Annotated in this window: 26 protein-coding genes and 1 pseudogene; 13 read left to right on the plus strand and 14 right to left on the minus strand. The window is 62.6% G+C overall.

Going from position 1 to position 25,455, the window contains the following annotated elements; genetic code table 11:
- Positions 1-203: pseudogene (locus F6X42_RS22170) on the plus strand (HTH-type transcriptional regulator ArgP); the annotation flags it as partial.
- 295 nt (positions 204-498) lie between these two features.
- On the opposite strand, the gene F6X42_RS22175 reads toward F6X42_RS22170, so the two are convergent.
- From F6X42_RS22175 to F6X42_RS22190, 4 genes are all read right to left on the minus strand, one after another.
- On the minus strand, positions 499-1,737 hold the full coding sequence (locus F6X42_RS22175; RefSeq protein WP_187636253.1) for an SLC5/6 family protein: 1,239 nt from the start codon (positions 1,735-1,737) through the stop codon (positions 499-501).
- On the minus strand, positions 1,724-2,677 hold the full coding sequence (locus F6X42_RS22180) for a fatty acid desaturase family protein (protein WP_187636254.1): 954 nt from the start codon (positions 2,675-2,677) through the stop codon (positions 1,724-1,726). Before F6X42_RS22180 ends, F6X42_RS22175 begins: the two co-directional genes overlap by 14 nt.
- Before the next feature lie 640 nt (positions 2,678-3,317).
- Positions 3,318-3,575: a hypothetical protein gene (locus F6X42_RS22185; protein ID WP_244201164.1), complete on the minus strand. Its 258-nt coding sequence runs from the start codon at positions 3,573-3,575 to the stop codon at positions 3,318-3,320.
- A gap of 91 nt (positions 3,576-3,666) precedes the next feature.
- On the minus strand, positions 3,667-4,104 hold the full coding sequence (locus F6X42_RS22190; RefSeq protein WP_102630922.1) for a helix-turn-helix domain-containing protein: 438 nt from the start codon (positions 4,102-4,104) through the stop codon (positions 3,667-3,669).
- Between the two features lie 133 nt (positions 4,105-4,237).
- On the opposite strand from F6X42_RS22190, the gene F6X42_RS22195 reads away from it, so the two are divergent.
- The 11 genes from F6X42_RS22195 to F6X42_RS22245 all read left to right on the plus strand — a co-directional run bounded on the left by F6X42_RS22195 (position 4,238) and on the right by F6X42_RS22245 (position 13,315).
- Positions 4,238-4,498 (plus strand): helix-turn-helix domain-containing protein, encoded by a 261-nt coding sequence (locus tag F6X42_RS22195; RefSeq protein ID WP_102630923.1) that lies wholly within the window; start codon positions 4,238-4,240, stop codon positions 4,496-4,498.
- A 66-nt stretch (positions 4,499-4,564) separates the two neighbouring features.
- Positions 4,565-5,443 (plus strand): ParA family protein, encoded by an 879-nt coding sequence (locus F6X42_RS22200; protein ID WP_187636255.1) that lies wholly within the window; start codon positions 4,565-4,567, stop codon positions 5,441-5,443.
- Complete coding sequence (locus F6X42_RS22205) at positions 5,440-7,224, plus strand: ParB N-terminal domain-containing protein (RefSeq protein ID WP_187636256.1); 1,785 nt, start codon at positions 5,440-5,442, stop codon at positions 7,222-7,224. Before F6X42_RS22200 ends, F6X42_RS22205 begins: the two co-directional genes overlap by 4 nt.
- A gap of 218 nt (positions 7,225-7,442) precedes the next feature.
- Positions 7,443-7,874 (plus strand): hypothetical protein, encoded by a 432-nt coding sequence (locus tag F6X42_RS22210; protein ID WP_246530173.1) that lies wholly within the window; start codon positions 7,443-7,445, stop codon positions 7,872-7,874.
- Complete coding sequence (locus tag F6X42_RS22215) at positions 7,867-8,358, plus strand: hypothetical protein (RefSeq protein WP_187636258.1); 492 nt, start codon at positions 7,867-7,869, stop codon at positions 8,356-8,358. Before F6X42_RS22210 ends, F6X42_RS22215 begins: the two co-directional genes overlap by 8 nt.
- Positions 8,359-8,444: 86 nt before the next feature.
- On the plus strand, positions 8,445-9,962 hold the full coding sequence (locus tag F6X42_RS22220) for a hypothetical protein (RefSeq protein ID WP_246530174.1): 1,518 nt from the start codon (positions 8,445-8,447) through the stop codon (positions 9,960-9,962).
- Between the two features lie 173 nt (positions 9,963-10,135).
- On the plus strand, positions 10,136-11,209 hold the full coding sequence (locus F6X42_RS22225; RefSeq protein ID WP_187636260.1) for a PFL_4669 family integrating conjugative element protein: 1,074 nt from the start codon (positions 10,136-10,138) through the stop codon (positions 11,207-11,209).
- Between the two features lie 16 nt (positions 11,210-11,225).
- Positions 11,226-11,714, plus strand: coding sequence for a hypothetical protein (locus F6X42_RS22230; RefSeq protein ID WP_187636261.1), 489 nt, complete (start codon positions 11,226-11,228; stop codon positions 11,712-11,714).
- Positions 11,715-11,846: 132 nt separating this feature from the next.
- A complete protein-coding gene (locus tag F6X42_RS22235; protein WP_187636262.1) occupies positions 11,847-12,416 on the plus strand; it encodes a single-stranded DNA-binding protein in 570 nt (189 codons plus the stop codon).
- 81 nt (positions 12,417-12,497) lie between these two features.
- Positions 12,498-12,764, plus strand: coding sequence for a hypothetical protein (locus F6X42_RS22240; RefSeq protein WP_246530175.1), 267 nt, complete (start codon positions 12,498-12,500; stop codon positions 12,762-12,764).
- Positions 12,765-13,030: 266 nt separating this feature from the next.
- Positions 13,031-13,315, plus strand: a complete 285-nt coding sequence (locus F6X42_RS22245) for an HU family DNA-binding protein (protein WP_187636264.1) — start codon at positions 13,031-13,033, stop codon at positions 13,313-13,315.
- Positions 13,316-13,368: 53 nt separating this feature from the next.
- Here F6X42_RS22245 and F6X42_RS22250 read toward each other — a convergent pair whose 3' ends face one another.
- From F6X42_RS22250 to gcvA, 6 genes are all read right to left on the minus strand, one after another.
- Positions 13,369-14,598 (minus strand): hypothetical protein, encoded by a 1,230-nt coding sequence (locus F6X42_RS22250; protein WP_187636265.1) that lies wholly within the window; start codon positions 14,596-14,598, stop codon positions 13,369-13,371.
- The gene (locus tag F6X42_RS22255; protein WP_187636266.1) at positions 14,599-15,471 is read right to left on the minus strand and encodes a hypothetical protein; all 873 of its coding nucleotides are present in this window, start codon (positions 15,469-15,471) and stop codon (positions 14,599-14,601) included.
- A 9-nt stretch (positions 15,472-15,480) separates the two neighbouring features.
- Positions 15,481-15,684 (minus strand): hypothetical protein, encoded by a 204-nt coding sequence (locus F6X42_RS22260; RefSeq protein ID WP_187636376.1) that lies wholly within the window; start codon positions 15,682-15,684, stop codon positions 15,481-15,483.
- 67 nt (positions 15,685-15,751) lie between these two features.
- Positions 15,752-17,008 carry a carbon-nitrogen hydrolase family protein gene (locus F6X42_RS22265; RefSeq protein ID WP_187636267.1) on the minus strand — a complete coding sequence of 419 codons (1,257 nt, stop codon included), beginning with the start codon at positions 17,006-17,008 and terminating at the stop codon, positions 15,752-15,754.
- Positions 17,009-17,223: 215 nt separating this feature from the next.
- Entirely contained in the window at positions 17,224-17,754 is a 531-nt protein-coding gene (locus tag F6X42_RS22270; protein WP_187636268.1) for a hypothetical protein, read from the minus strand.
- A gap of 736 nt (positions 17,755-18,490) precedes the next feature.
- Positions 18,491-19,390, minus strand: coding sequence for a transcriptional regulator GcvA (gene gcvA / locus F6X42_RS22275; RefSeq protein WP_187636269.1), 900 nt, complete (start codon positions 19,388-19,390; stop codon positions 18,491-18,493).
- 140 nt (positions 19,391-19,530) lie between these two features.
- On the opposite strand from gcvA, the gene F6X42_RS22280 reads away from it, so the two are divergent.
- The gene (locus tag F6X42_RS22280) at positions 19,531-20,865 is read left to right on the plus strand and encodes an adenylosuccinate synthase (protein ID WP_187636270.1); all 1,335 of its coding nucleotides are present in this window, start codon (positions 19,531-19,533) and stop codon (positions 20,863-20,865) included.
- Positions 20,866-21,256: 391 nt separating this feature from the next.
- Here F6X42_RS22280 and F6X42_RS22285 read toward each other — a convergent pair whose 3' ends face one another.
- The 4 genes from F6X42_RS22285 to F6X42_RS22300 form a co-directional block, all read right to left on the minus strand.
- Positions 21,257-21,607, minus strand: a complete 351-nt coding sequence (locus F6X42_RS22285; RefSeq protein WP_187636271.1) for a DUF3085 domain-containing protein — start codon at positions 21,605-21,607, stop codon at positions 21,257-21,259.
- Positions 21,608-21,652: 45 nt separating this feature from the next.
- On the minus strand, positions 21,653-23,950 hold the full coding sequence (locus F6X42_RS22290; protein ID WP_187636272.1) for an SNF2-related protein: 2,298 nt from the start codon (positions 23,948-23,950) through the stop codon (positions 21,653-21,655).
- Positions 23,951-24,068: 118 nt separating this feature from the next.
- Entirely contained in the window at positions 24,069-24,680 is a 612-nt protein-coding gene (locus F6X42_RS22295) for a hypothetical protein (RefSeq protein ID WP_187636273.1), read from the minus strand.
- A gap of 290 nt (positions 24,681-24,970) precedes the next feature.
- On the minus strand, positions 24,971-25,423 hold the full coding sequence (locus F6X42_RS22300) for a hypothetical protein (RefSeq protein ID WP_187636274.1): 453 nt from the start codon (positions 25,421-25,423) through the stop codon (positions 24,971-24,973).
- Positions 25,424-25,455 lie beyond the last annotated feature (32 nt).

Raw genomic sequence — 25,455 nt, forward strand, 5'->3', positions numbered from 1 at the left:
TGGTCCCCGCCATGCAGGCCGGGCCGCTGATCAGTGGCGGCAGACTGGTGGCGCTCGCCCCTGGGCACGACCTGATGATCGATCTTTACTGGCATCACTGGGCGCAGGAGCCCGAGCCGCTCGCGACAATGAGTGAGCTGGTCATGGCAGCGGCGCGGCGGAGCCTGGTTCAGCCGGTGCCATGGGACGCACGCGCCAGTTGACGGAGCGTTGCGACTCGCCGACGTGATGCTTTGCGTCGACTCTTCCGGTCGCCGTGATCCTACCGCTCGTCGCCGGCATTTTTTAGGAGGCAGTAGACGCGATCAGGATGGTCGCGGCGCCGCCTGCGACTCGCGTGATCCAGGCGGTGATCGCGTCACTGTGAAAATTGCGATCACCGGCGACGTTGTGGGCCGCGGCGTAGCAGGCTTGACGACCGTTTGATGGTGCCGGTCGGTTGCTACATGGCTAACACGCAGGAGCACGATCGGGGCGCGTTCGGGTCGCCAGGCGGTTCTACGACCGAGCGCGCCCGAGTAACGGCGCGAACTGCCATGCGACCGGCACACAGGTGGAGGCGAGCAGCCCTGCGGGAAGCGGGAGCCAGCCGGGCAGATTGCCGATACCGGTCCAGTTCATTGCCGAAACGAGCAGGGAAACGATGGCGCCAGACAGCAACATCGCTGATGCACAGCGCGGGGGGATCTGTCGACCACTCTCGTGGAAGAGGAACAGCAACCCGACGGCCGCAACATAGACGATGTTCAGTGAAACGATGGTCGACACAATCGCCTGACCATCAGTCGCGATTGCGCAACCGATGGCGACGATCAGCAGGCGCGACGCATAGCCGTAGCGACCATCGCCGGCATGCAGGCGCTCAAGTGCCGATGACATCGCGCGCGTGATCGCGGTCCCTGATCCGAGAGCAGAAAGCAGGATGACGCCGATGCAAACGGACCCCATCGTCCCACCCGTTTGCAGCATGATCGACGGGATCGCGCCCGCGGTGTCCGTCAGGCCGGACAGCTTGCCGGCATGAAGCGCTGCGACGACTGTTGCGGCCGGGAGAAACCCGGTCACCATGAGGAAGAGGCTCGCAAGTACGCAGCCTAGCCACGCATCTCGTGGTCGGCGCGCTGAGACGACAAACTGTTGATAGTCCGATCCCGTGATGACCAGAAAGCCGACCCCTGCAATGGTGACCAGAGTGTCGGCTCTTGGCGCAGTGCGTATCTCACCAATGAAGGACGGCCATGCATGGAGGTACACGGTCAGGCCGTGCGATGCGACAAGCGCATGCAGAAGCGCAACGTTCATGGCCAGCAGGCAGCACGCGAAGAGCGTTGCAGCCAAGCCGAGTTCGATGGAGGACATGACCAGCAGGGCCGCGGCGATCACCGCGAGTGCATGGGTTGCCGGCAGTCCCGTCGCGACAAGCACGGCAATACCGCCATGGATCTGGGCCGCCAGCACGCCGGACATCCAGACGAGCGAGAGGAGCGCGACGAGCTTGCGCACGACCGGACCATAGCGCTCGCCCAACACGTCCCAGATCAGTTCGCGTCCCCGCCAGAGCGCTGGTGCGGCCAGCGCGAGCGCGAGCATGCCCAGCGCGGTGACGATCGCATAGAGGCTGCCCGCCATACCGGCATGGAGTGCCATTTCGCCGGAACCGAGCAGGAATGCCACACCGTAGCTTGCCGAGACAAGCAGCGCAGCCACGTGGACCGCCCCGAGATTACGCTGCAACATTGTCGCCTCCATGGACTTCCCATTCACGCACGACTGCATCAGGGCCGCGAAAATACGCGTGGCAGACTCTGGCCGCGCCGGCGAAGACAGGCAATGCCAGCAGCTCGCGTTGCGCGTGTGCGAGGCGGTGATAGGGAATCGACGGCATCAGGTGATGCGTGAGGTGGAAGCCGTTGTTGTGCGGGTGAATGATCCGCCGCCATAGACTGCGGGAAGAAACGTCGCGCGTGTAGCTGAAGATCCCGCCTCGCTCCAGACCAAAGTGGTCGCACAGCTCACGAAACGTCGTGATCGCGTGAAAGGCAGTGGCTCTCGCCAGCATCCATATGCCGAAGAAAAGCGCCGCCGGGTAAACGCCCCATACAAGCGTTATGGCACCCAGTACGGCGGCCCACCATCCGGCCATGCCGAAGCGCTGCATCCAGCTGAGCCTCGACAGATGCAGATGCCCGAACGTCGAGCTCGACCAGGCCGCTGGCGCGAGCAGAACCTTGAAAAACGGCTGCCACCAGCGTTCGCCGGGATTCGGACGAACGGCGATGTAGTCAGGATCGCGCGCCGGGTCGCCGAGCCACGCATGATGGCGGGCGTGGAGCTCACGATAGAGCGCAAGGCTGTTGAAGAGCGCCGGTTCGATGAAGAGGCGCGCGAGGGCATCATTGAGGCGAGATGAGCGGGCAAGATTGCGGTGCGCGGCGTCGTGCAGCAGGTTGCCGAGCGCACGCTGCCGGTTACCGACCCATGCAACGATCGCCGGCGCCGACCACCATCCAAGGCGCTGCAGGATCAGCATGGCGGCGGTGATGCTCATCCAGTCGAATACGATATCGACGACGACATGGATTACGTCGGGCGATGTCATGGCACGGTGAATCATGTTCCACTCTGGAAACGCGGAGCGGATCAGATCCTGGTCCTGGATCACGGCGCGACTATTCATGGATACCTCGCATGGGTCAGTTCGCAAGGAAGACAATCACGTCGTCCGCAGCGGACGCGAACTGCGCGGCAGGCGGACGGGCGAAAACACAACTGAGTTTTGATCTTACGAAAGGAGGGGGCCGGTCGGTCACGCGTTGCGCAAATATTCGTACAGTTGCATTTTCGGCAGCGGCATGCGCGATGGGCCTCCTTCCTTGCCGGCTGTTTCCGGCGGCAAGGAAATGAACGGCGCGAGTGTGAACGGGCAGACACCTGTGCGTTACGCTTCAGGGATATTGGGCGTGTGGGTCAATGCCTGGTAGAACTGCGTAACGTCACGCGATAAGACGCAGTGAGCTTTGAAGAAGCACTGAACAGACAGGCGGTCGGGTGGCGTTGTAGCGTCAATTTGCGTGCTGTGTTGTCACGTGCCCTGTATGGAATCCGCGGCGACGCGGTGCTTGCCTATGACGATGGCCGCAGGCAGTGTTACTGGCAACCGTTGTCATGGTGTCAACAGGATTGCGTCGTGGACTTGGCGAATCAAGGCACCATCACGGGGTGATGCCGTATCGTGCGGAGCATTGATCAAGGGGCCGCAGGATTTTCACGAATCAGCGTGCTGGCCAGGCCCAGAGCCAGGAACGGAACGTACACGGCTATGATGGTCCGCCGTCATCGACCGGTTCCGTCGAGAGGTGGATCTGAAACCCGATGGGTACCTGCTGTGCAATGACGAGTTCGAGACGGATATGTATGTCGGGTGCCGACGGGATTTTTGCGGCATGCCCGCCACGCGCAAGCAGGGCATCCTTCTCGATCTCGGTTGCCAGTTGATCGAGTTCCTTGCTGATTTCTTCCCGGCGTCCCATTCCATTCTCCCGACCGATGGCGATATCGCAGGCGTTTTCACGCATGCGCTAAAAGGCGTTACGTCGGAAGATTAATGTTCGCCCGATGTTGACGGGCGCCGTTGCAGAATTGTTCCCGCTGCTGACCTGGGCGCAATCATCGCGTCAGGCGACCGATGCGTGAATCCTTCAGGATCTGCTCGGCGCTCTCGCCCAGCAACTGGCACTGCTCGTAGAGCAGGCCAATGAGTCGCGCCTTTTTCTTCGCATCGAGTGGCGCCTCTAGACGCTGTTCGATCCGTTCGACGGAGACCAGCACGCTGTCGAGCGTCTTCTGGTCGAGCCGGTACCGCACATCCCGGTCGAGAATCATGCTGCCGTCGCCTGACAGCAGCCAGACGGGATCGACTGAAAACCGCTCGTATAGCCCGCGCAGCAGTTCGATCGGGATCGCACGCTCCCCGCGCTCGTAATTGGCATAGGCGCGCAGAGACAGCCCGAGCTGCCGGGCCATCTTGTCCTGCGACAGGCCGAGATGCTCGCGCACCTGTGCAACCCGCTGATGAGAGTCTTCGTGATCAGTGGTGCTTGACATGTCTGTCTCACATTCCTAGAGTGATCGTGTGCCTTGATTATAGGTACATTCGAGTAATAGACAATCCTGGACGTACCCGAACGAAATGAGCTCTCGCTGGACGGGTGGTGCGTCGAGGTGCCGTGGAGGGAAAGTGACAAGCAGGCGCTTCTACACGCTGGAAGAGATTGCGCGGGAGCTGCATATCGCGCCGGCGACAGCACGCAACCGCCTGACGCTCGGGCTGCCGATGCCACCGTCAATTCGCGTGGGGCGCCGGCGTCTTTTTCCGGTCGACCAGTATGAAAAGTGGATCGCCTCGCAACTGACGCACTCCGGTGGAAACGAGGCCGCCGGAGACGTCACCGAGGACGGCAGTCGCGATCCATACGGGCCGTCTCACGATCCGACGTAGCGACCATATTCTTTTTCATTAACTGAATTTCCACTCAAGCGATGACGCTGTACTGGATCTCCCACCGTGCCGGTAGTTATCTCCTTCGTCTCCACCAAAGGCGGCGTCGGTAAGACGACCGTCGCCGCCAATCTTGGCGGCCTGCTCGCAGCCTTCGGCTTGAAGGTTCTCGCGATCGATGCAGATGTCCAGCCGAGTCTAAGTAAGTTCTTTCCCGTCCATTACCGTTCATCGCAAGGTCTGACAGCAGTCGTGACTTCGGGCGGCAATCCGTCGGCCGACTGTATCAGCCGCACGATTTTCTCCAATCTCGATCTGGTCTATTCCGATACGCCCGATGCTGCACTGCAGGCCTGGCTCAATCGCCGTGAGGATCGCCTGATGATCCTGCGCCGGGCGATGCGCAGTCCGCTTGTCGACCCTTATGACGTAGTGCTGATCGACACGCAGGGTGCGGTGGGTGAATTGCAGAAGTCTGCCGCGATGGCGGCAGACGTGATGGTGTCGCCCGTCAAGCCGGATGCGCTGAGTGCCGGTGAGTTCGCCACGGGCACGATCGCGATGCTCGACGAGCTGAACCGGCTGGCCGACCTCGGCGCATCGTTCCGTTCGGGCGACCTGCTTGCGCTGATCAACGCACACGAGCGCACCACCAATGCGCGGGCGCTCGCGGCAGTACTGCGGCAGCGGTTTGCCGGACACGCGAAGGTCAGGGTGCTCGACACCGTGATCCCGTCAGCGGCCGCGTACGCGGCGGCGGCGACCGCACGCGTCCCGGTACACGACTTCGATCGTCGCCGGCGGTTCGGGAATTCCGCGTGGAACGTCATGCACCGTCTCGCATGGGAATTGTTTCCGTCGCTTGCGAACGTCTATGCCGGTGCGCCGCAATGTTCGACGGGCGAGACCGGGGCCGGCGGCATCCGGCAGGGGGCGGTCGCATGAACGTGTCGGACAAGCCGCTCAGTGAGGCGCGCGAAGCGCTCGCTGCCCAGCGCCTGGACGTGTCCCCGCCGGGCGCTCAGACGCCCGATCCGCAACTCACATCGGTGGTCCGGCTGAAGATCACCGATGTGATGGTCTATGAGCGCAATCCGCGGCGCGCGTCGCACGAGCGCATCGTCGAACTCAAGGAGTCGATCCGGGTGAACGGCATCGAGCAGATCGTGACGGTGACCCGCCGTCCAGGCGAGACGCGCTACGTGGTGGCGAAGGGCGGCAATTCGCGCGTGACGGCAGCGACGGCCCTTCACGATGAAACCCGCGACGAACGCTTCCTTTACTACGACTTTATCTACGTGCTGTATCCCGGTGAGGCGAAGCTGCTGGCGGCGCACCTGCGCGAGAATGACCAGCGCGCCGACCTCTGCTTCTGGGACAAGGCGAATGGCTATCTAGCGCTTAAGACCGATCTCGAAGCCGAACGTAGCGAGACGCTGTCGTTACGTGAATTCTCCCGGCTGCTTGAACAGGAAGGGGCACCGGTGAGCCATGTGCTGCTCTCGCTCTTCCAGTTCGCGGTCGACCGTCTCTCCGGGCTTGGACCTGCGACGGCGTATCTGAGCCGGCGCGCGCTCGTCGATGTGATCCAGCCGGGTATCGGCATGCTGCTGCGCCTCACGAGGCGTCTCGGCTTCGACGATCAGTGGTTGCAGGTGCGGGTGATCGATCCGCAACTGACCGGCATCGCCGCCCGCTGCAATCCGGACAACCCGGATGCGGCCGGCACGCTGGCGCAGCCTGCACCATTTGATGCTGCGCAGCTGGTCGACGGATTGAAACAACGGCTGGCAGGCGAGCTCGGCGTGCCGCGCGACGCGATGGACCGGATGTGTCATCTGCTGGAGCGCACACCGAACGCTGCCGGTGATGACTTACGTGAAGTCGGTGGCATGCCGGGTGAGCGACGTGAATCTTCATCGATCGCATCCGATGTCGACGCGAATCGTGCAGCGACCACACCGGATCCTTCGGCCTCGTCGGGACCCGTGAGGTTGACCCGGTTCGACGAACAGCCTCGCGCCACGCCGGCTGCGGATGGAACCGTGCCACGCCCGACCTGTGTCGGGCAACGGCGTGGCGAGTCAGTCGTGTCGACGGCTGCTCCGCAACGCGCACCGGATAACCCATCCACGGTGGTGACTGACGACGTTCGCCGGGACAGCGCGCTGCACGCTGCGTCTTCTTCAAACCAGGGTGAGCTTTTCCGGGAAGCGGTGCTGACTTTCGCACGAACCTGCGGTCTCGATGGCTGCGTACGCGACGCACCCGCATTGCCCTACGGATTCATGGTCGAGCCACCGCCGCCGGAAAGACCGCGCTTCTCGCCCGGTGTCGCGCCTGGGTTGTCGCCCGGCGTCGGCGCGCAGCGTGACGAAGAGATGCTCAACCGGTATCTCGGCTGGTGGTGGCTCGTGAGCCTGTCACGGCAAAACACCGCAACGGGCATCGCACGCGTTCCCTCCGGGAGCCTCTTCGCACAGATGGCCCGCGATGACGAGACGTGGAACCGCACCTGTGACGCGAGCGTCGGCGAGCCGTTGCTCGCCGACCGCATGGACGTGATGTTCGACGTGATGCTCAATCCGGATCACCCGATCGGTCAGTGGTGGGACGACGTCATTCGCGCGGCGCGCGCATTCCGGGCGGCGTACCCCGAGCGCTTTGCACCGGCGCGCTGGCCTGAACCGGGTGCAGACGAGCGGCTTCAGCGGGGAGGGGCGTGATGGACAATGTCTTCCTGCGGCTGGAGAGCGAAGCGCTCGCGCATTTCGTGCTACTCGAGCTGATTGCGTGTGCTTGCATGACAGATCGGTACGTCATCGCAGGACATGAGGATAACGAAGTTTCATGTGGAACAGCGTCGCCGCATCGGACATCGTTGACAGACCGGCTACCGGGCGCGATCAGGCGTGTGCTCAGTGATGCCCGTTCGCCGGCGCTCGTGCGCGATCTGCTGACCTCGGGTGCATTGCGTGTCTTTGCGGATGCCGGCGCGCTGCAGCGTCGCTGCGAGCTGATTGAGCGGCAGTGGCGCGATCAGGACCTGTTGCGCGCCTTTGTGGAGCGGCAGGCCAGTATTCCGATGATCCGAACGTTTTTCCGCACCACCACGCGCGCAACAATTGCACGGCTGCGCGCCGAACTCAATGTCGCCGCGCCGACGAAACCGCGTGCGCTGTCGCGCTCCGGAATGGATCTGCTGTTCGATGCGTGGGCCAGTCTGAAAGACATCGGCGACCTGCGCGAACGCTATCTGGCGCTGCATGAGCAATGCGACGGGCAATGGTCGCTCGCGACGCTTTTCGCGGCACTCGACGCGGACACCGGAGACCTTGCCCCACCTTCTTCCCATCAGGAGTCTGACCATGTATGACATGCGACTTGATCCGCAGGGCAACCTGCTGCCCGGCAAGACCTGGGATGATTCACCCGGACTGCCGCCTGCCGAAGCCGAAATGGTGCTCTCGATGCTCGATGTGCCGATCGCGATAGACCGCTGTTTCGTCGAGATCTGTGGCGACCTCGCCGCGGCCGCCATGCTCACGGAACTGTCGACGGTTGAGAGCGAGACGGGACGTCACCATGACTGGCTTCAGGTCGCGCCCGACGAGTTCGCGCGCAGACTGGCGCTCACCGAGTCGCAGCAGCGCGCCGCGCGGCGACTGCTCCGGTCGAAAGGCCTGATCGCGCATCGTCGGCGCAAGACGCTGCTGGCGGATGAGTTCCGTATCCTCTGGCCGGCTGTGCTCGCGCTGCTTCAGCGCAAAGCGGAGGAGCGGACCGCGCATATTGTCTGGCCCCCTGTACGTCCCGATCAGCCGCAACAGCTGAACCAGCCAGAGGAGGTCCAGTCATGATGTCCGGTTGCCATCCCTATATCACCGAGTTCGAAACGATGTGGACTCTGCTCAGGCCGTACCGTCCCATCGCTTTCGGGACGCGCATGGCCCGCATCACCGGACATCCGAAGCAGGCGCTGCTGCTCTCGCAGCTCGTGTACTGGACGCGACGCGGACGCGACGTGGAGGTCAACGGCGGCTGGATCCACAAGACCCGCGAACACTGGCTGATCGAGACAGGCCTGTCGCGTGAAGAGCAGGAAAATGCGCGGCGGCGCATGCGGGACCTGAACCTGCTGGCCGAATGGCGTGGCGGTCAGCCTGCGCGCATGCATTACCGGCTGGAGGTGGAAGCCATATCGGCCGCGGTTCGTGCGACCTGTCCAATGGCCGTGCAGCTCCCGGCATCGATCGAAGCAATGCGGGCGGACCCGTTCGCGGGTGACGCGTTGCTGGGGCCGACTGTTGCGTACCGACGCGTTTTTGTTGATCTCGTCGGCAACGTGAATGCCGCGCTGCTGCTCTCGCGCATGGTGCAGTTGCAGCGCCGCGAGGCCGACCGGCAATGTACCTGGTTCACGCACACAGCCGGAGAGTGGCAACGCACGCTGGGACTTAACCGGCGTCAGCTCGATAACGCGAGAGCGCGGCTTGTGCGCCAGGGGCTGATTCGCGAGTTCATGCGCCAGTGCACCGGGCGGCGTGTTTTTACACAGGTCAATGCGGGCGAACTGAAGCGCCAGCTCGAGCGCCTGGTGTCGCGCGGCGATATGCGCGAGCGGCTCGCGACGCGCAAGCGCCTGCTCGCGCAGAGTCTGCACGAAGAAGACGCGCGTGCAGCCGCAGCGACGCTGCCGGATGTTACCCCGGGTAACACCCGGCCGTCCGCCATTGACGTTCATGCGCCACACGCGCGTGCCTGGGCGGTGGAGCGCCCGAAGTCGCCAACCGGAAGTCTCCGGCTGTATGTGGAGCCGCCTGCGGTGCCACTGCAGTCGGCGGGTTTGATCCATTACCGATGGCGGGAAACGGGCGTTCAAGACGCGCGCGTATACGGAAGGATTACATACAGGACTACAACGACCGCCGGTGCAGCGATCTTGACCGGCAAGGGGTCAAACGCGGTTGTGGTGGGAATCGATCCTCGCGCCGATTCTGCTTCGCCGAGCTTGCCATTGCCCGCGGCAGACGACACCAGCGCACTCATCTGGCCCACCATGCTGCCGGTCAACGATCGCGCACTCATCGCCTCGCACCTCGCACGGGTTCCTGCGACCGACCGCCAGATGTTGCTCGACGAGATGGCGGCAGGCCACCGGCGCCAGCCGGTGCAGTTGCCCGTCGCGTACATCGCAGGGCTCGTGCGCCGCTACATCGGCGGCGAGTTCATCCCCGCCAGGGCGCACCTCGAGCGCGCGGTACGCAGGCGGGGGATCGGCGGGGCGGCCGGGAGCGCTGGATCAGTGCTTCCAGGTGATGCGATGGAGCCGGGCGCGTCAACGCCTGAGACGGCCCGCCGGAATCTCGCGGCGATTCGCGATGCACTGCGCGAACGGATCGCACATCGCCCTGCGCGTCATTCGGCATGCGGGGCGGCCAGTCAGGCGGGCACCCATGCGTGACCGGATCCATCGCGTTTGCAGAGCACATGCGCGTACCGGGCCCGTGTTTTCCCATCGCGCGCGCTGTCACCCCGGTTAACACGCAACGGTGCGGGGCCGCCTGCTGTTACCCGGGGTAACAGCGCTGGCGTTTCCCTCACTGTCCAACGAACACCTGTTTCAGGGAGTCTGTTATGGGTACACCGTCCGCCGCTTCGTCTCGCACCATTGATCCGTCTGTCGACGCCTTCGCGCGCTCCAAGTCTTCCCCGTTTGCCGACGGTTATGACGTTGATACTGAACGCGCCGTCCTGGCACACCTGATTGCCGACGGTGATCCCGATCCTGCCGATCCGCTGTTCGGCCGCTACCAGTTGCTTCTCGAACGTGAGGAAGCGCTGAATCGCATGCGCGAGACTCACGCGCTGCGACAGGGCAGCGATCCACTGGTGCGCCCGCACGAGGCTCAGGAGATCAGCCGCATGGGTCAGCTTGGGAGCGACGGAGCGGACCGCATGCGGCTGCACACGCGCGACGCGATGCGGCTGTTTCTTGGCCGGGCCGTAGCTCCAGGGGAGTCGGGACATGCGATGGCGGGCGGCCGCCGTGTGGCTGCGTCGCTGCGCGCGTTGTGGTCTCTGTCGGGCAACGACAACCCCTATGCGGACTGGAAGCTCATCGAGATCGCGGATCGCATCTCCGGCATCCGGCGCGCGAACGAGCTCGAGCAGCAGCATGCCCGCCAGTTGCTGGATGCCGCGCACGAAAAAGGCCTCGAGTATTCGGTGCTGCAATCACGCGAACCTGCGCACGTCTCGCTCGAGTTTGGCTCGCCGTACGGTTACATGATCGTCATGCTGCTGGTCGAGCTCGACTATCTGGTGCGCCTCGTGCGTTCCGCGGTGTTGCGCGACCTGATGTCATCGACAGAGGGCTTCCGGCGCATCGGCTCGGCCAGGCACCGGTGCCTGTCCGTGTTCCACTTCGCCGTGCACTGCCAGCGCGTGCTCACGCGCGCCGAACTGCTGCCGCTTTCGCGCGTCGATTTTTTGCCGAATGCGGATGCTGCCGCACGCGAGCGGGTTGAAGCGGCGCGCGCGCTGCTCGGTGTCTTGCCGCGGGATGTCTTTACCGGCGCGCGTGAACCACGTCACAGCCGGCGGCGCGTGAGCCGCCTGTCGGATGCGGAACTGCGTCTGCTCGACAGTGTGCCGCTGTCCGGGGACGACGCGCTCGCGCAGGCTGCAGCAGACGCCCTGGTGCAATGATGCGAGGACTGTGGCAATGACTGACCGACCTTCGGATCTGGATCGACGTTCAAAGGCCTTTAAGGGTAAGGGAGCCGGCAGCCCTGGGCCAGCGATGGCGCTACCTGTATCGCGGATCGCGGGCGACGCCGGAATACGCGTGCTGCTGCGCTCGTACGAGCACTGGCTGGAGGGCACTGTGACGGAAATGCAGACGCTGGCTCTGGAGAGCACGACCACCGGGCTCGACGTGTCGCTGCGCTGCGTGCGCATTGCACTGGCGAGCGGCGCGACGCGCCATCGTCTCGACTGGTTCGTCCGCGGTGAGCCGCATGCAATCGCCTGGCCGCGCGCGAAGCAATGTTTCAATCGCATTCCGGCGCCGCTGCGCGCGTACCTGCAACAGTGCGATGTGCGCGCGAAGGAGCTCAACGCACTGGAGTCGGTTTTCCGGTATGCGGCGAGTCAGCTCGCGATGTACCTGGAGCACGGCACCGTGAAACTTCGACGGACCAGTGACACCTGAGACGGCCGCAGGCGTCTTGTCGTGGCGTGAACAATGGGACATCAGGCTGACGCAGAGCAGCCATCCAAAAAAGCAGGCAATGGACAGCGCGTTCGTATCGCAGGGGGCAATCCTTGATGAACGGAGTCCGCAATGGGCATCTACGCAGAACTGGTCGGCAACGTGCTGGCGTCGCCGACGATGAAGCAGGTCAACACCGCCAGCGGCACGCGGCGCATCGTCGAACTGCGCGTCATGTCTGCCAGCTACCGGCGTCTTGACGACGGGACACTGGAGCAGCGCGAAGGTCGGACCTTTCCGGTCGACGTGACGGTGTGGAATGAGCGCCTGACCGAGCGCGTGATGCAGCACATCCGCACGGGCGCGAGCGTCGTCGTGCGCGGCGACTTCTACGTGAGTCCATGGATCAACCGCGAGAACGAGGCGGACGCGGGCGCCCATGTTGACGCCGAATCCATTGCCCTGAACCTCGTGCGCATCGACCAGGTGGTGTACCGCCCGCGCCAGACGCGCGAGTCCGATGTCCCAGCACAGGACGAAGGCGCCGGCGAGCCAGCCGGCCAGGCCGATGGCGAAGCGGAAGAGTCCACGTCGGGCGAGGAACCAGGAACGCCGCCGGATCATGCAGACTCCGATGCGGCCACCTCTGACCAGCCTGCAGGCCGGCGTTCGCGTCGGGCGGCGCGAGCCACGGCCGAATAGCTTGCACCTTCGTCGATCTCATGCGCGCGCACCGTTCGCCCTGCATGACTTCTACGCTGGAGTATGGCGGAGGACACGAAAATGATGGACGTCAGTTCGCCGGCCATGCCGGACGTTGAGGAACTGCGGATGTTGCGGGCGCTGGTGTATGAGGGCGTAGCGCTCGCGCGCCACGGGCCGTACGTTGCGCGGTTTCACAGATGGATCGTCCAGGTCTCGCGCGAGGGCCGCTGCAGCGCGGGTTGCCTTGCGCCGGTCACGGTCGAGATCCGCCACCCCCATGGCGCATTACTCGAGCGCACCTGTCTGGTAGTTGACGACCGCGCCGACCGCGAGACAGGACGATGAGGGTGCTTGCGTCATCGCTGGATCGATGTCTTTCGCTCTTGTGATTGCCGCGTTGAGGCAGGCGGCCGTGACCGTCCATATGCGACGCTGCGGCTATTGGCTTGCCATATCGAGTCCGTCGAATCGGTAAGAGGGGGCGAGAGAGGGCTTGTGCGGTCAGCTGTCTTCGCGGTACGGTACGCGGATTGGTTTGCTTTGTGGCCGTCCGCGTAGCCGACCACGCCATATCGTGCCGTCTTATTTTTGCATTGACAGAAGGAGAATTCATGAACAAGCAGGAACTGATTGATGCCGTCGCGTCAGTAACGGGCTCGAGCAAGGCCATCGCGGGCGAGGCCATCGATGCTTTTATCGGCGCGATCAAGGGCGCGGTGGTCAAGGGTGATAGCGTGCAACTGATCGGATTTGGCTCGTTCAGTCAGGGCAAGCGTGCGGCGCGCACGGGCCGCAATCCGGCGACCGGTGAGGAGATCAGCATCGCTGCCGCGAAAACGGTGAAGTTCACCGCAGGCAAGGGGTTCAAGGACGCAGTCAACGGCGGCGAGCGGTAGGAGCGTTATCCCATACCAGGTTAGCCGCACGGCGGTTGCTTCGCGGGGTGCTGCTACCGGAGATGCGGCGCGAGCACGTTGCCGACGAATGCGGAGGCTGCAGTCGGCCCGAACTGTTCCCGAAGTCGCGCGTTGAGAGCATCGCGGGAAGCGCCGCTCACGCAGGCCGCGTCGGTGAGCGCCGCATAGGCATCGAGCACATCTGCCGCCGTGATCTCGTATCCAGCGCCGGCGTCTATCCAGCGCAGAGCGGCCACGCTGCAGGTTATCGCGAACGCCGGCTGCCGCTGCACGAACTCCCGTGCTGCCCGAATCAGGGTACGCGGATCGGTCGGGCTGGTCCGGATGAGCGACGTCGCGAGATCGAAGAGTCCCGCGTCCTTCGCGGCCGCAAACCATTTGCCTTCCGAGCCCGGCTCGCTTTCGATCAGGTCCTGCAGGATTGCTGCCTGCGATCTCCCGGGATACTTTCTCGCGATCGCACGGAAGGTCGCGAGGTACGTCCCTGAGCGGTTAGCCGCGATCGCATACCGCCGGTAGGCCTCGTCCGTCATGCCGCAGGCGAGCAGGATCGTCTCGCAGGCGAGGGCGATCGCACTTTCCGGCGCATGGGCGTCACGCGACTGCTCGGCGTAACATAGCGCCTCTTCGGGCCGGCCGAGTGCCACGAGCGCCTTTACACCCCATTGCCGGTACACCCACCATGTCAAGCGCGCCGAGTCGACCAGTGCGAGCAGTTCGTCGAACCGGTGCGCGACGTAAAGCGCACTCATGCACGCGGTAGTACCGACAAAAAATCCACCCTGGCCGTCGGGGCCGATCACATGCGCCGTGATGGGCAACAGCCTGTCCGCCCATGCGGATGCCATATCTGGCGTCGCAGCAAGTTCTCCCCACACATCGGCGAGGCGTTCGATATACGGCATCTGGTCTTCCTGCAACGCCTCAAAGAGACGTTCCAGCCACGCCTGTCTGATTGTGGAATCAACTTTGGCTGCGGCAATCAGGGGAGCCAGTGCATCGATGGCACGATTGACTGCGGTGCCCATCGCGCCGGACGAACTGTCGACCTGTTCCAGTGCCGGAGACAGTCTTTCGAGCAGGAGCACTGCGCCTTCGGCGGGAAGGACGGCATCGGAGCGCGCCACCTGCCGGATCTCGACGACCGCTTCCTTCAGCCGCTGGATCGGCAGCGCTGATTTCCAGCCGAAGGCGTTACGCCGGAAACGGGCGGCAAAGGTCCATCGATGTGAGCTCGTGTGTGACATCCCGGTTTTCAGCATTCAGCGCGTTTTCATGTAGTGCCGGTAGAGCGCATCGTGCAGATCACGCAGATCGCGGCGGCTTTCTATCAATTCGTGGTGACGGCCCCCGCGCTCGAGCGCGAGCAGCCGAAGCACGAGTCTTGCTGCCCGTTCGGGGTCGGTGTCACGGCAGGGTTGCGCCTGCTTCAGCAACGGTGCGAGTCCGGTTTTCTGGATCAGCGCCCAGGCCGGAAACCACGCGAGGTCGGCGATATCGCCGCCTCCCTCAAAGGACGCATCGAATGTCCTGCGCAGCGTGTCCAGCGAGCTGTCCTCGAGATGGCGGAGCAGGCCATCGAAACGGGGGGGTGCAAGCCATGCGAGTTCGGCCAGAAGCGGCCAGGCGGCCTCGAGACCATCGAGCCGGTATCGGCATTCGGCCATCCACATCAGCGGTGCGGGAATGCGTCGCCAGGATTCGAGGCGCGTGACGGCGGCTTCGGCGGCTTTCCAGTCGCCCGCATGCAGGTAGAGCGCGGCGCCGTGTGCATCGGGTTGGGCCGCACGGAACGCCAGACCCGCGGCGCGTTGCGCGAGTTCGTTCCAGAACGGCGCGAGCCAGGCGATGGCGGCCCGTTCGCCCATCAGCTGGTTCGCCGAGGGTCGGACGCGGGTCAGTAGCGTCTCCCGCGCGCCAAGCGCGGCGTCATGGTTCGCAAAGGGTAGGCTGCAACGCGCTTCGAGGGCGGTCACGAGCGTGTCAAGCGCCACGAGCGCCGCATCGTCCGGATATTCATGCCCGAGGATCTGCAGCGCACGACGGGCGCCGGAGGCATCGTGGTGTTGCAATGCCGACAGGACATCGTTGCGCAGCATCACATCACGGCTGTCGTCAAAAATATCGAGTTGCATGGGTCGGACTCAGAAGAGCTGGTCGCCAGGATTCACAAGGTTATGCCACTTCACCACGCTCCTCAACTGGCGTCCGTCTTCAAGGATGGACTCGATAATGGCGCGCTGGCCGCTCGCCTCGGCAACCAGGCGCACCATCCTGTCCCGGTAGCGCATCAGCACACCGATCGGCGGGCAAACGGGGCGCTTTCGTCTTCGGTCGGCATCCGGCATTGCGGCATCAGGACAGCGGGAGCGGGAACGTGGCGGATAATCCCACGCCTGCCCGGACCAACGGCGGCTACCGGTTCACCGCACGAAGCAATGGCACACCGGATAGTCGGGCGATTGCGGCGACACCCTGGCGCTGGATGTGTGCGAGCGGGAGGTCCGCATCGAACCAGCTGTTGGACAGGCTGACGAGCACGTCGGGCGATTGCTGCAGGATGCGCCAGTGCGGCCACCACAATAGGTCTTCGTAGCAGATCGAGAAGGCCACGCTCTTGCCTGCGACCGTGACGTAGGGCTGGCTGAGACTCCCGCGGATCGCGCTGACGGCCGCACTGGGGCGCCACAGCGCCGCCGGCACCGGCTGGCGACTGTCCAGGCGACCGTGGTCCGCGCCGACGACGACCGCGCTGTCGGTGTAACGCAACGGCGTGCGGGACGCGGTCAGGTCCATGCCGACGATCAATGTTCGCCTGGCCGCGGCGAATGCCTGGATATCGTTACGCCACCAGTAGCCCATCGCCGGGCGCCACAGCCCCACGATTTCCTCGGGAAGGACCACAACGGTGGCGCCTTCGCTGAACGCACGCTGTGCGCTCGTCTGGACCTGTTGCGTCCGGGCATAGAGCGACGCATAACTGGACTGATCGAACCGGCCAAGGCGTGTGTCGAGTGCTGTCCACCGGGACGGTACAACTGGCGCGCTCGCCACACCGCGCGCGAGAAGGGATAGGATCACCAGCACCGTTGCAACCTGTCGGGCGAAGCGACCGCGCGAGACGGAGGCCGCGCACGCGATGGCGGTTATGCCGAGCACCAGGCCTGGCGCCTTCCAACCGGGAAAGAGGGTGCTGGCGACATATGCCGGCGATAACCATCCAATGATCCCGAGTGGTGGTACGGTCACGAGCACCGTCGCGACGGCGGCGCACAAGGCGTGGCGTGTGGCGCTCGCGTCCGACTCAGGTTTGAGCACGGCCCACGGTGTCGCCAGCACGCACGCCTGCGCGATCCAGAACGAGACGCCGAGCATCAGCGCTTCTGGTCGCGTCAGATCTCCATAGCCGGAAAAGAAGCGCATGCACACGAGGGGAATATCTCGTGCGCCAGCAAGGTAATAGCCGATCCAGATCGCGACCGCCGAGGCGCGTCCCCGCGCGCGCGACCATACGGCTGGCAGGAGCAACAGGAGCACCTGACAGTGCCCCGGGTACCATGTGGCGAGCGCCACGAGTGCGCCGGTGGCGATCAACGCCACGCATGCGAGGCTGCGCGCGAGAGACCGGACAGGAGCCCGCGTCGATGGAAGAAGTGGAGGCAGCGCAAACATGGGTCCAGAGGGAGGCAGCAGTTAGCGGCACGGTCGATGCCGGCCGGACTTTCCCAGTGATGCGCGCTGCACTGTCAAGCATAGGACAGCTTTTTCGTTCGCGCTACGTCGAGAGATCCGCGTCGAGAGAAAAGACACCAACACAAAAACCTCTTCGCGGAATAGCGGGGAACGCAGAGAGAACTGTCGGCCAGAAAGCGACCTTCGCCCGACGCCTACAACTCGGCGTGCAAGGCTAAAAACTCAATGGGCACTTCTTGCCGAAGATAGCCACCTTTGCCTTTGACCCGAAATCTGAGCTCTACAGTGCCGCGCTTCGGAGGCGGCGGGAGCGGCTCTGCCGTGTAGGACTTGTCAACGAAGCGAATTTCGAGCGCGGGTGGAATTCGCATCGGCACTGCGCACACTATCCGATACTCGCCCCTTGCATTGGGTGAATACAGTATCAAGCTCTGTGTTTGATTGATCTGTTGGTGAAAGCGCGCAAAAGCCGTCGGCTCGTCAAGCAACGGCGTGGAAAACCCCTCTTTGACCGCGCAAGTAGTTACGTGCTGCGCCAACTCTCTAGGTAATTCGATTGCGGGCTCACCGATTTCGACGACAAGTGCAAATAAGTTGTGAAACCGAATCGCGCCGTGATTGACCAGCGGCACATGCTGCCATGGCGTCACACAAAATGAAAACTGCAAACGGCCGTCCGTTTCGAGGTCGAAAACGAAATCGCTCTCGCGAGCTGCCTCCAACATATCCAACTTCTGCACAGACGGAATGATGTAAGCGACAATTGGGTTGACAGTGCACACAGCGCACAACGGCTCACGGTATACGTTCCGATGATCAGCGTTGTGATACCTAATGAGGCCTGATGCATGGTACGAGATTTTTTTCGTCTTTGGTCGCTGTCCTTTGAAATCGACCCTCGTCGGTTCGTCTCGCCCAAGCTCATGCAATAGACTATGGTCGTTAGTACCTTCTCGAACCAAAAATAGGTATAACGATCCATCGTCTCCAAGCGCGTATGACGCAAGATGACGAAGCTCGTCATCGACTTTTAGTACCAGGCGTCCCTCAATCATCGCACCCCACCGCTTGGAATCGGAAGAGTCACAATTATGCCTGCACGCGATGTTGCTGCGCTCATGGTTAATCAGCCGATTGACATATTCGGGGCACAAAAGTCAGCTCCCTGAGTGGAGCGGTCGGTGGAGCGGCCCTCAAAACATGAGAGTCAATGGCTGAATCTGGCCGACTGTACGCGTTCGCTCAAGCCGCCACTAAGCTGCCAGCCGGAAGAATTCGTCTGGCGCCAACGACGGCTCTGTGGCACCGCGTTCAGCGGGTGTAATCGGCCACAACCGGCCATTCAACACAGCGCCTGGATCGTCAGCGATCAGAAAATTTCTCTGAAGAATTTCCGAGCTACCAGCCGAGATTTATAGGACTCGCCGCTAATTTTTTGCATTTACGAAATCCGTTCTTGCACTATGCGGTGCGCGAAAATCGATGCCCCAGTTCGCGCAACCACGTCATAAAGATATTGATGGCCTGATCCTCGATGCGTGAATTGTGGACATAGCTGCAGTAGCGCCACGCCGGCAATGCTGGGCCATCGAGCGGAAACACGAGACGGCCCTCTTCAACATCAAGCGCTACAAGTGCGGTCGGGCCCATCGCAATACCCAGGCCATCAATGGCGGCCTGAAGGGTCAAATAAAAATGATCCAGTTGCTGGGAGTTGTGTGCAACAAGCTCAGGGTTACCGCACGCCGCAAACCATTCGGCCCAAAGCCCGGGATAGGTCGCCGTATGCAGCAGGGTGTGATGCGCCAGATCAGAGACCTGGTGTATCGGACGAGAGTTCAACACCTTGGGCGAGCACACCGGTAGTCGGACTTCCGACAAAAATTCGTTGACTACGTAACCCACCGATTTCTGCGCGCTGCCGCGAATCGCTACATCGCATTCGTCGCGGAGCCTTTCAATCGGTTCATCCGAAGTAACCAATCGAACTTCAACTGCCGGATTGGTCAGCTGGAAGTTAGAAAGATGCGGCAATAGCCATCGCAACGCGAAGGTGGTCGGTGCATTAACTCTGATGATCTGCTGTCGCGTAGCCCGAAGCTGTTCATTTGTGGCCAGCGCGATGCGGTCAAGCGCCGCCGATATCTCGGACAGGTACGCGCGCCCCGGCGCCGTCAGTACGACCCTCCGCCCACGTCGTTCAAACAGACCGAGTCCAAGCCAGGCTTCCAGTTGCCCCACTTGCCGGCTGACGGCCCCGTGCGTGACGCAAAGCTCGTCGGCTGCCGCGGAAAAACTCTCGAACCTGGCGGCGGCTTCGAATACGCGTAGCGCGTTCAGCGGTGGTAGTCGACGCGACATAGGGCCTCTATGTGACTTTTTCTGACAGATACGGTGAGTTTATATCGTTTATCGCGGCTGCGATAACCCATTACAGTGCGCCAGATGGCGGTAGATCTGCTTCGCGGTTCGTTCGATTAAGTCACTAGGGATACAAACATATGACGAATGTGGTTGTGGTGGGTGCGCAGTGGGGCGATGAGGGAAAAGGCCGAATCGTGGATTGGCTTGCCGAAAAGGCGGACATCGTCGTCCGCTACAACGGCGGCCACAACGCCGGTCACACGCTCGTGGTGAACGGCCAGACATACAAACTGGCGCTGCTTCCCAGCGGCGTAGTCCGCGGGAAGCTTGGCCTGATCGGCAATGGCGTAGCCCTCGACCCCGAGGCGCTACTGGCGGAGATTGACCGCATGGCCGCAATGGGCATCCGCATAACGCCAGAGCTGTTGCAAATCGCAGAGACGACAACGCTTGTCCTTCCGGTCCATCGCGCGGTCGACGCCGCTCAGGAACGCCTGCGCGCAAAGCCGATCGGTACCACGCTACGCGGCATTGGTCCTGCATACGAAGACAAGGTTGGGCGTCGAGGCTTGCGCGTCTGCGACCTGGCTGAGCCTGAGTTGCTTGGTCTGAAGCTCGACGTATTGCTTGAGCACCATAATGCGTGGTTCCGTGGCCTGGGTCTGGACACTTTCTCGCGAGACCAGATGTTGGGTGACCTGCTTGTCATGGCGCCACGAATCCTGCCGTTCATGAGACGTGTCTGGGAACAACTCGACAACGCTTATTCATCGGGCAAGCGCACGGTATTCGAAGGCTCGCAAGCTGTGATGCTGGACGTTGACTGGGGTAGCTATCCCTATGTAACGTCGTCGACCACCATTGCTGCCGGTGCAGCCAGTGGCGCCGGCATCGCCCCGTCGCGACTGGGGCAGGTACTTGGCGTAAGCAAGGTCTATGCAACCCGTGTCGGCGAAGGTCCCTTCATGTCTGAAGTGGGCGGGACATCCGGCGACACGCTCAGGCAACGCGGCGGCGAGTATGGAGTCAACACGGGCCGGCCGCGTCGCTGTGGTTGGCTGGACACTGTGCAACTGCGGCAGGGCTGCAAGGTATCCGGCATCAACTCGCTCGCACTGACCAAGCTCGATGTGCTCGATGGCTTCGAGTCGGTCTACGTGTGCGTGGGTTACGAGCTTGATGGGAAGCGCATCGACTACATGCCGTCCACAAACGCCGAACAGCAGCGCCTGCAGGCGATTCTCAAGCGCTTTGACGGGTGGGACGGTGCGACCCGAGGCATCCGGTCTTATGACGAACTGCCCGGCCAAGCAACGGCGCTGATCGAAGCGATTCAGCGCGAAGTCGGCATTCCGGTATCAATGGTCACCACTGGTCCTGAACGTGATGACGCGATTGTCCTGCGATGTCCATTCGCAGATGCAGACGACATGGCAATCCGATTAGTCCATGCTAGCAAGCGGGAAGATTAAGGTGAGCCTTGGCGTGAAACGGGCGATATAGGGAAGCGTTGGCGAGCGGCCGTTATCGAGAAGGCTGGGGGGCCGTTGCGGGTCGAGAAGAATCATTCGCCAATAACTAAAGCTGACATTCGCCGACACGTAGTCGCGCATGTCGGTAAAGCGACCTCGAACGGCCACACACTCCTTATCGGCCACTGTAGGCAATGGCCGAATTCCAGTCTCGCAATGCGAGTCAACGAACGTCCGTAGGACCTTGAAAGCCGCCCTATATGTCGCGCCGGGTCGACGGGCGGTAGTGGGTAGTCGGCGGCATCCACGGAAATCCGCGATGAACCAAAAAAAAGCGCCCGGCCCCGAAGGGATCAGGCGCTTTGAATGGGAGCGAAAAGGAGGCAGACCTTTAGGACCGCGGGGCGACAGCGTTGATGTAGAGGTAACCGGTATCGGCTTCGATCTGGAGATCGAAGCCTTCGACGATCACGCGGTCGAAGACCGCATCGTTGCGATCGAGATACTTGACGAAATCATCGCCACCGAATTCTGCCCGGGCGCGCTCCCGCCAGTCGTCGAATGGCACCGTATCGGGATTGCATTCGACGGCCCACGCGATGATGCTGCGTCGGCCGTTTTCCATTTCGCCTCTCTCCGCGAGCATGTAGACGCCGTGATCCTTGACCAGCACGATTCGACATTGCTGTTTTCGGGCTTCGGAGATGACGGGGCGGAGATCCGCTGCAATGAAGTGGATCATGATGAATTCCTCCATGAGGGGATGGGTTAGGAGATGAGGTTCCGGCTATTCCTGACTCACCAGTTGCCGCGCGAGCGCAACTTCGATGCCCTCTCCGCCCTGATTGAGGATGTCGAGACCGGACTCTGGCATGTCGCCGGAGGTAGACTGCGAGACGGCAATCTTCTGTCCCATCAGCTTCAGACACCGCATCTGCGTTGTGCCCTCGTAAGCGAGAAATCGCACGGTGACGTCATGCGTCTGACCGATACGCCAGCTCCGGCGTGCAGACTGTTGAAGCGTGTAGGTGTTAAAGCCCGACTGAAGAAATGCAATCGTCGGAAACTCAAGCAGATCGAGGCCGGTTTTGACCAGCTCGGGGTTCGTGATGATGACTTCGGCGCCACGCTCCAGCTGATCGGCGACCCAGTCCTCACGCTTTTCCGCAGGTACACTCGCCCGAAGCACGGATGCCCTGACACCCACCGCATCGAGAAGATTCTTCAGTCGCACCGACGTGTCACGCGTGCCGGTATAGGTCGTATAGACCAGCGTGCGCCGGCGGTTCAGCAGTTCGCCGCGCACGAGTCGCAGCAGCGCTTCTTCCTTGGGACCGGGTTGATCGTCGCGCAGCAATGCAGGCACGCTGGCCAGGATCCGCTTCGTGCGAGGGTGACGCACGATTTCAGGACGGAAACAACATTCCGGCCACGCGAGCAGCGCATTGAGCACCACGCCAAGCAGACTCTTGTCGCCGCAGCGTAACGCGGCGCGCAATTCTGATGTCAGTGTCGATTCGAGCGTGCGATAGGCGGCCGCCATTTCCTCAGTCAGCGCGACTGGCAGCAGGGATTCGTCATAGGGCGGCAGGACGTTCTGACCGATCTGCGAGAGCTTCAGGAAGGCCGTATACGGCACGACATACCGCATGATGCCCTTGGGACCGAAGCCAGGACCCTTCACCGTCGAGACGCTCTTGCGGTCGCCTTTCGCAGTGCGGTGCGAGCCTTCGTCGACCTGCTTGTGGATGTCGACAAGCACGCCATGCTCGCGCATGAACGCCATTGTTGCGGCCGCCATTGAGCCGTTGCTGTTGTAGTTAAACCCGTCGTCGATCAGCATGGTCGGGTTCAGGCGATAGAGCAGGTGATAGAGGTCGTCGGCGTAGCCGCCCATCAACGTCCCGGTGAGCAGCAACGTTTTCGACGCCTTCCGGGCGAGTACGCCCATTGCCTGGCCCTGGGCGGAGTTTTCGATCTTGTATTCGTGGCCTTCGTCGGCGATCAGCAGACCGAAGTAGCCCTGTGGCAGATACCGTTTAACGAACTCTGAGGCTTGATAACCGCCTTGTCCGAACGATATTTCCGTGTGAGCGAGCGCGCGTTCCATACGCTTCGCCTGCCGGTCCGAGAACACGAGTTCACCGCTGTCGTCCATCAGGTTGATGAACTCGAACACGTTGTCCTGCAGCATGTCGGCGAGCATCGATTCGCCGAAGCGGAAAAGCAGGCGCTCGGCGGTTTTCTCGCCGACGGTTGGCATCTGCAGCAAAGCTCCCTTTACGAGCTCACGCATCGACCGCGTGCCTTGGCCTTTCGGCGCCAGGGTCCACAGACGTTCGCCGCAACCGCACGCACGGCGCTTCTCGTTGAGCGCGGGCCGAGCCTGGGTAGGTGTTAGCGGATTGCCGTCTTCGTCGCACACGAACTCGCCGCAGGCAGGGCAGCAGGCAAACACGCGCGTGATTGCGTCAGTCTCCATATCGAGCGTTGCGACGCGGCGCGCGAAGGCAGGCTTCCAGTCGAATCCCATGCGCATGCGCACGCGGCCGAGAATGAAAAACTCGGGTACCGTTGGCCTCGAACGCATGATACGGAGCTGTAGGAGCTTGCGTAGTGTGTCTGGGCCATTGAGGATCCAGACGCGTGCATCCGGCACCGTCGTTCTGATTTCGCGGCGCCACTTGTAGACGAGATGCGGCGGTGCGATGACGAGCGTGCGCGGATAGCCGCAATGGTGGAGCAGGACGGCAACGCCGATGCCCATCAGCGTCTTACCGGTACCCATTTCGGCATTGAGGACACCACCCGGTGCGTGTTGCGTCAATAGGGTCGTGATCGCGTGAATGACTTCCCGTTGCGCCGGGAACGGTTGTCGCGACAGTTCGTCGAGCAGTGCGTCCCATCGTGAGGGGCGCTGCCCATCGTAGATCGACGGGTTTTGCTGGCGGACGGCGTCGAGCAGTCCGGCGCCAAAGTTTGAGATGAAGTCCGGCAGGGCGATCACGTCGCCGGCGTTGTCGTCGGCTGTGATGTCGTCGTGTGCGGCATCGCCGTCTACGACGGCGGATTGCAGATCTTCCATGATGCGTCTCCAGAAGATGCGGGCCACGTACCCCCGGAACGGGGCGCAGGTCCCGCAGATTAGGAAAATAAAGAGAGGGCCGCCAGCGCATCCAGGGGCGGCAAGACCGGCGGAGGGGTTAGTCGATTGCGAGCGCACCGCTGCGGACCAAGCTGGAAATCGCCTCGGTGAACGAGCCAGGGAGTGCGATCCGGAAAGCGTGGATGCGTCCGACGGGTGAGTAAGGTGTCTGGTCGAGCCTGCTGACCATTTGCGCTCCGAGGCTGGCGAGGACCAGGGAGCGCCAATGCGGCAGCAGCGGTATCGGACTGAGCTGTTCAATCAGCGACCACACGCGTGCTTCCAGCGATGCTTCGTTGTGTGTCTGGGTTTCCCGGTCAACCAGCAGCCATGCCGAGCCGGTGGCTTTTGACGGTGTCAGCAGCGACTCGTCGAAGATCCACGTATGCACGAGGTTGCCGAAGAGGTTGTCCTTCGGCAGACGACCGCTGTATTTATCCAGCTGCCGCGGATCGCCGATAGATACTGTGGCGATCGGCTGGCTGTTGTCGGGGTCAAGCAGGGTGATCTGACGGATACCTCCCTCCTGGACGCCCAGATGTAGCGAGGCGTAAAGCTGCTGAACGGCGCCATCGCGACCGAAGACGGACAAGAAGGCGAGCTCGCCATCGGGTGCACGCACGCATGCATCGATGAAGATGTCCTGCAGTTCCTTGATGGGATATAGCATGGGGTGCTCCAGCGTGAATGCCCGGCGCACCCACCGGGCGCTGACCCGGGTGGGTTAAGGAAAATTCCGGGGCTTCCGCAAGGGAGCCGCCGCTGCGCAGACAAAGGCGCCGGAAAGAAGCGGCTGGGGTACGGCTGAAGGTGTCGCGTCACGGGCGACAACGGGTCTGCTACCGGCAGACCAGCGGGAAACCGCGCAGCGCGAAGCGCTTTCCTTGAGCGTCCTGGTGAACGGTCGGGGAAAGCGCCCTGGAGACAGGGCGCACAGAGGTGTAGAAGGAACGGCCGCGGTCAGCAGTCAGTCAGCGTTCCGAGCAAGGCGCGAAGTTCACGGACCTGTCCGGTCGTGAGGGTCATCGACACCAAAGCTTCGGGATGCCAGGTCTCGATCGCTGCTGCTTGAGGCAACCGTTCGTCGACGAGTCGTGCGAACGCGAGGAGTTGGTGTGCGGCTGCGTGCAGTCGCACCGCACGGACGGAGACGTCGGCGGCCGGCCATGCCGTGACGCCCGTCGCATCGAAACTGAGGACCTGTCCGTCGAGTTCCTCATAGTCGTCGTAGAGCAGCGGCATGTTCGGCGCGTCATCCCACAACGTACCGGCGTCGAATGCCGCACGCGCGATGGCGCAGGCCGCCTCGGCGCTGGCGGCCCGGATGCCGACGACGACCCGGTGCGTATGGTCGAGGCTATAGCCGACCAGGTAAGCAGGCAGTGGCTGGTTCGTGGGGCTTGTATCAGTCATGATTCGGGTGTCCTTGCGGGGGGAACCTGCCC

This window comes from Paraburkholderia podalyriae, from assembly GCF_014397785.1.
GTDB classification, from domain to species: Bacteria; Pseudomonadota; Gammaproteobacteria; order Burkholderiales; family Burkholderiaceae; genus Paraburkholderia; species Paraburkholderia podalyriae.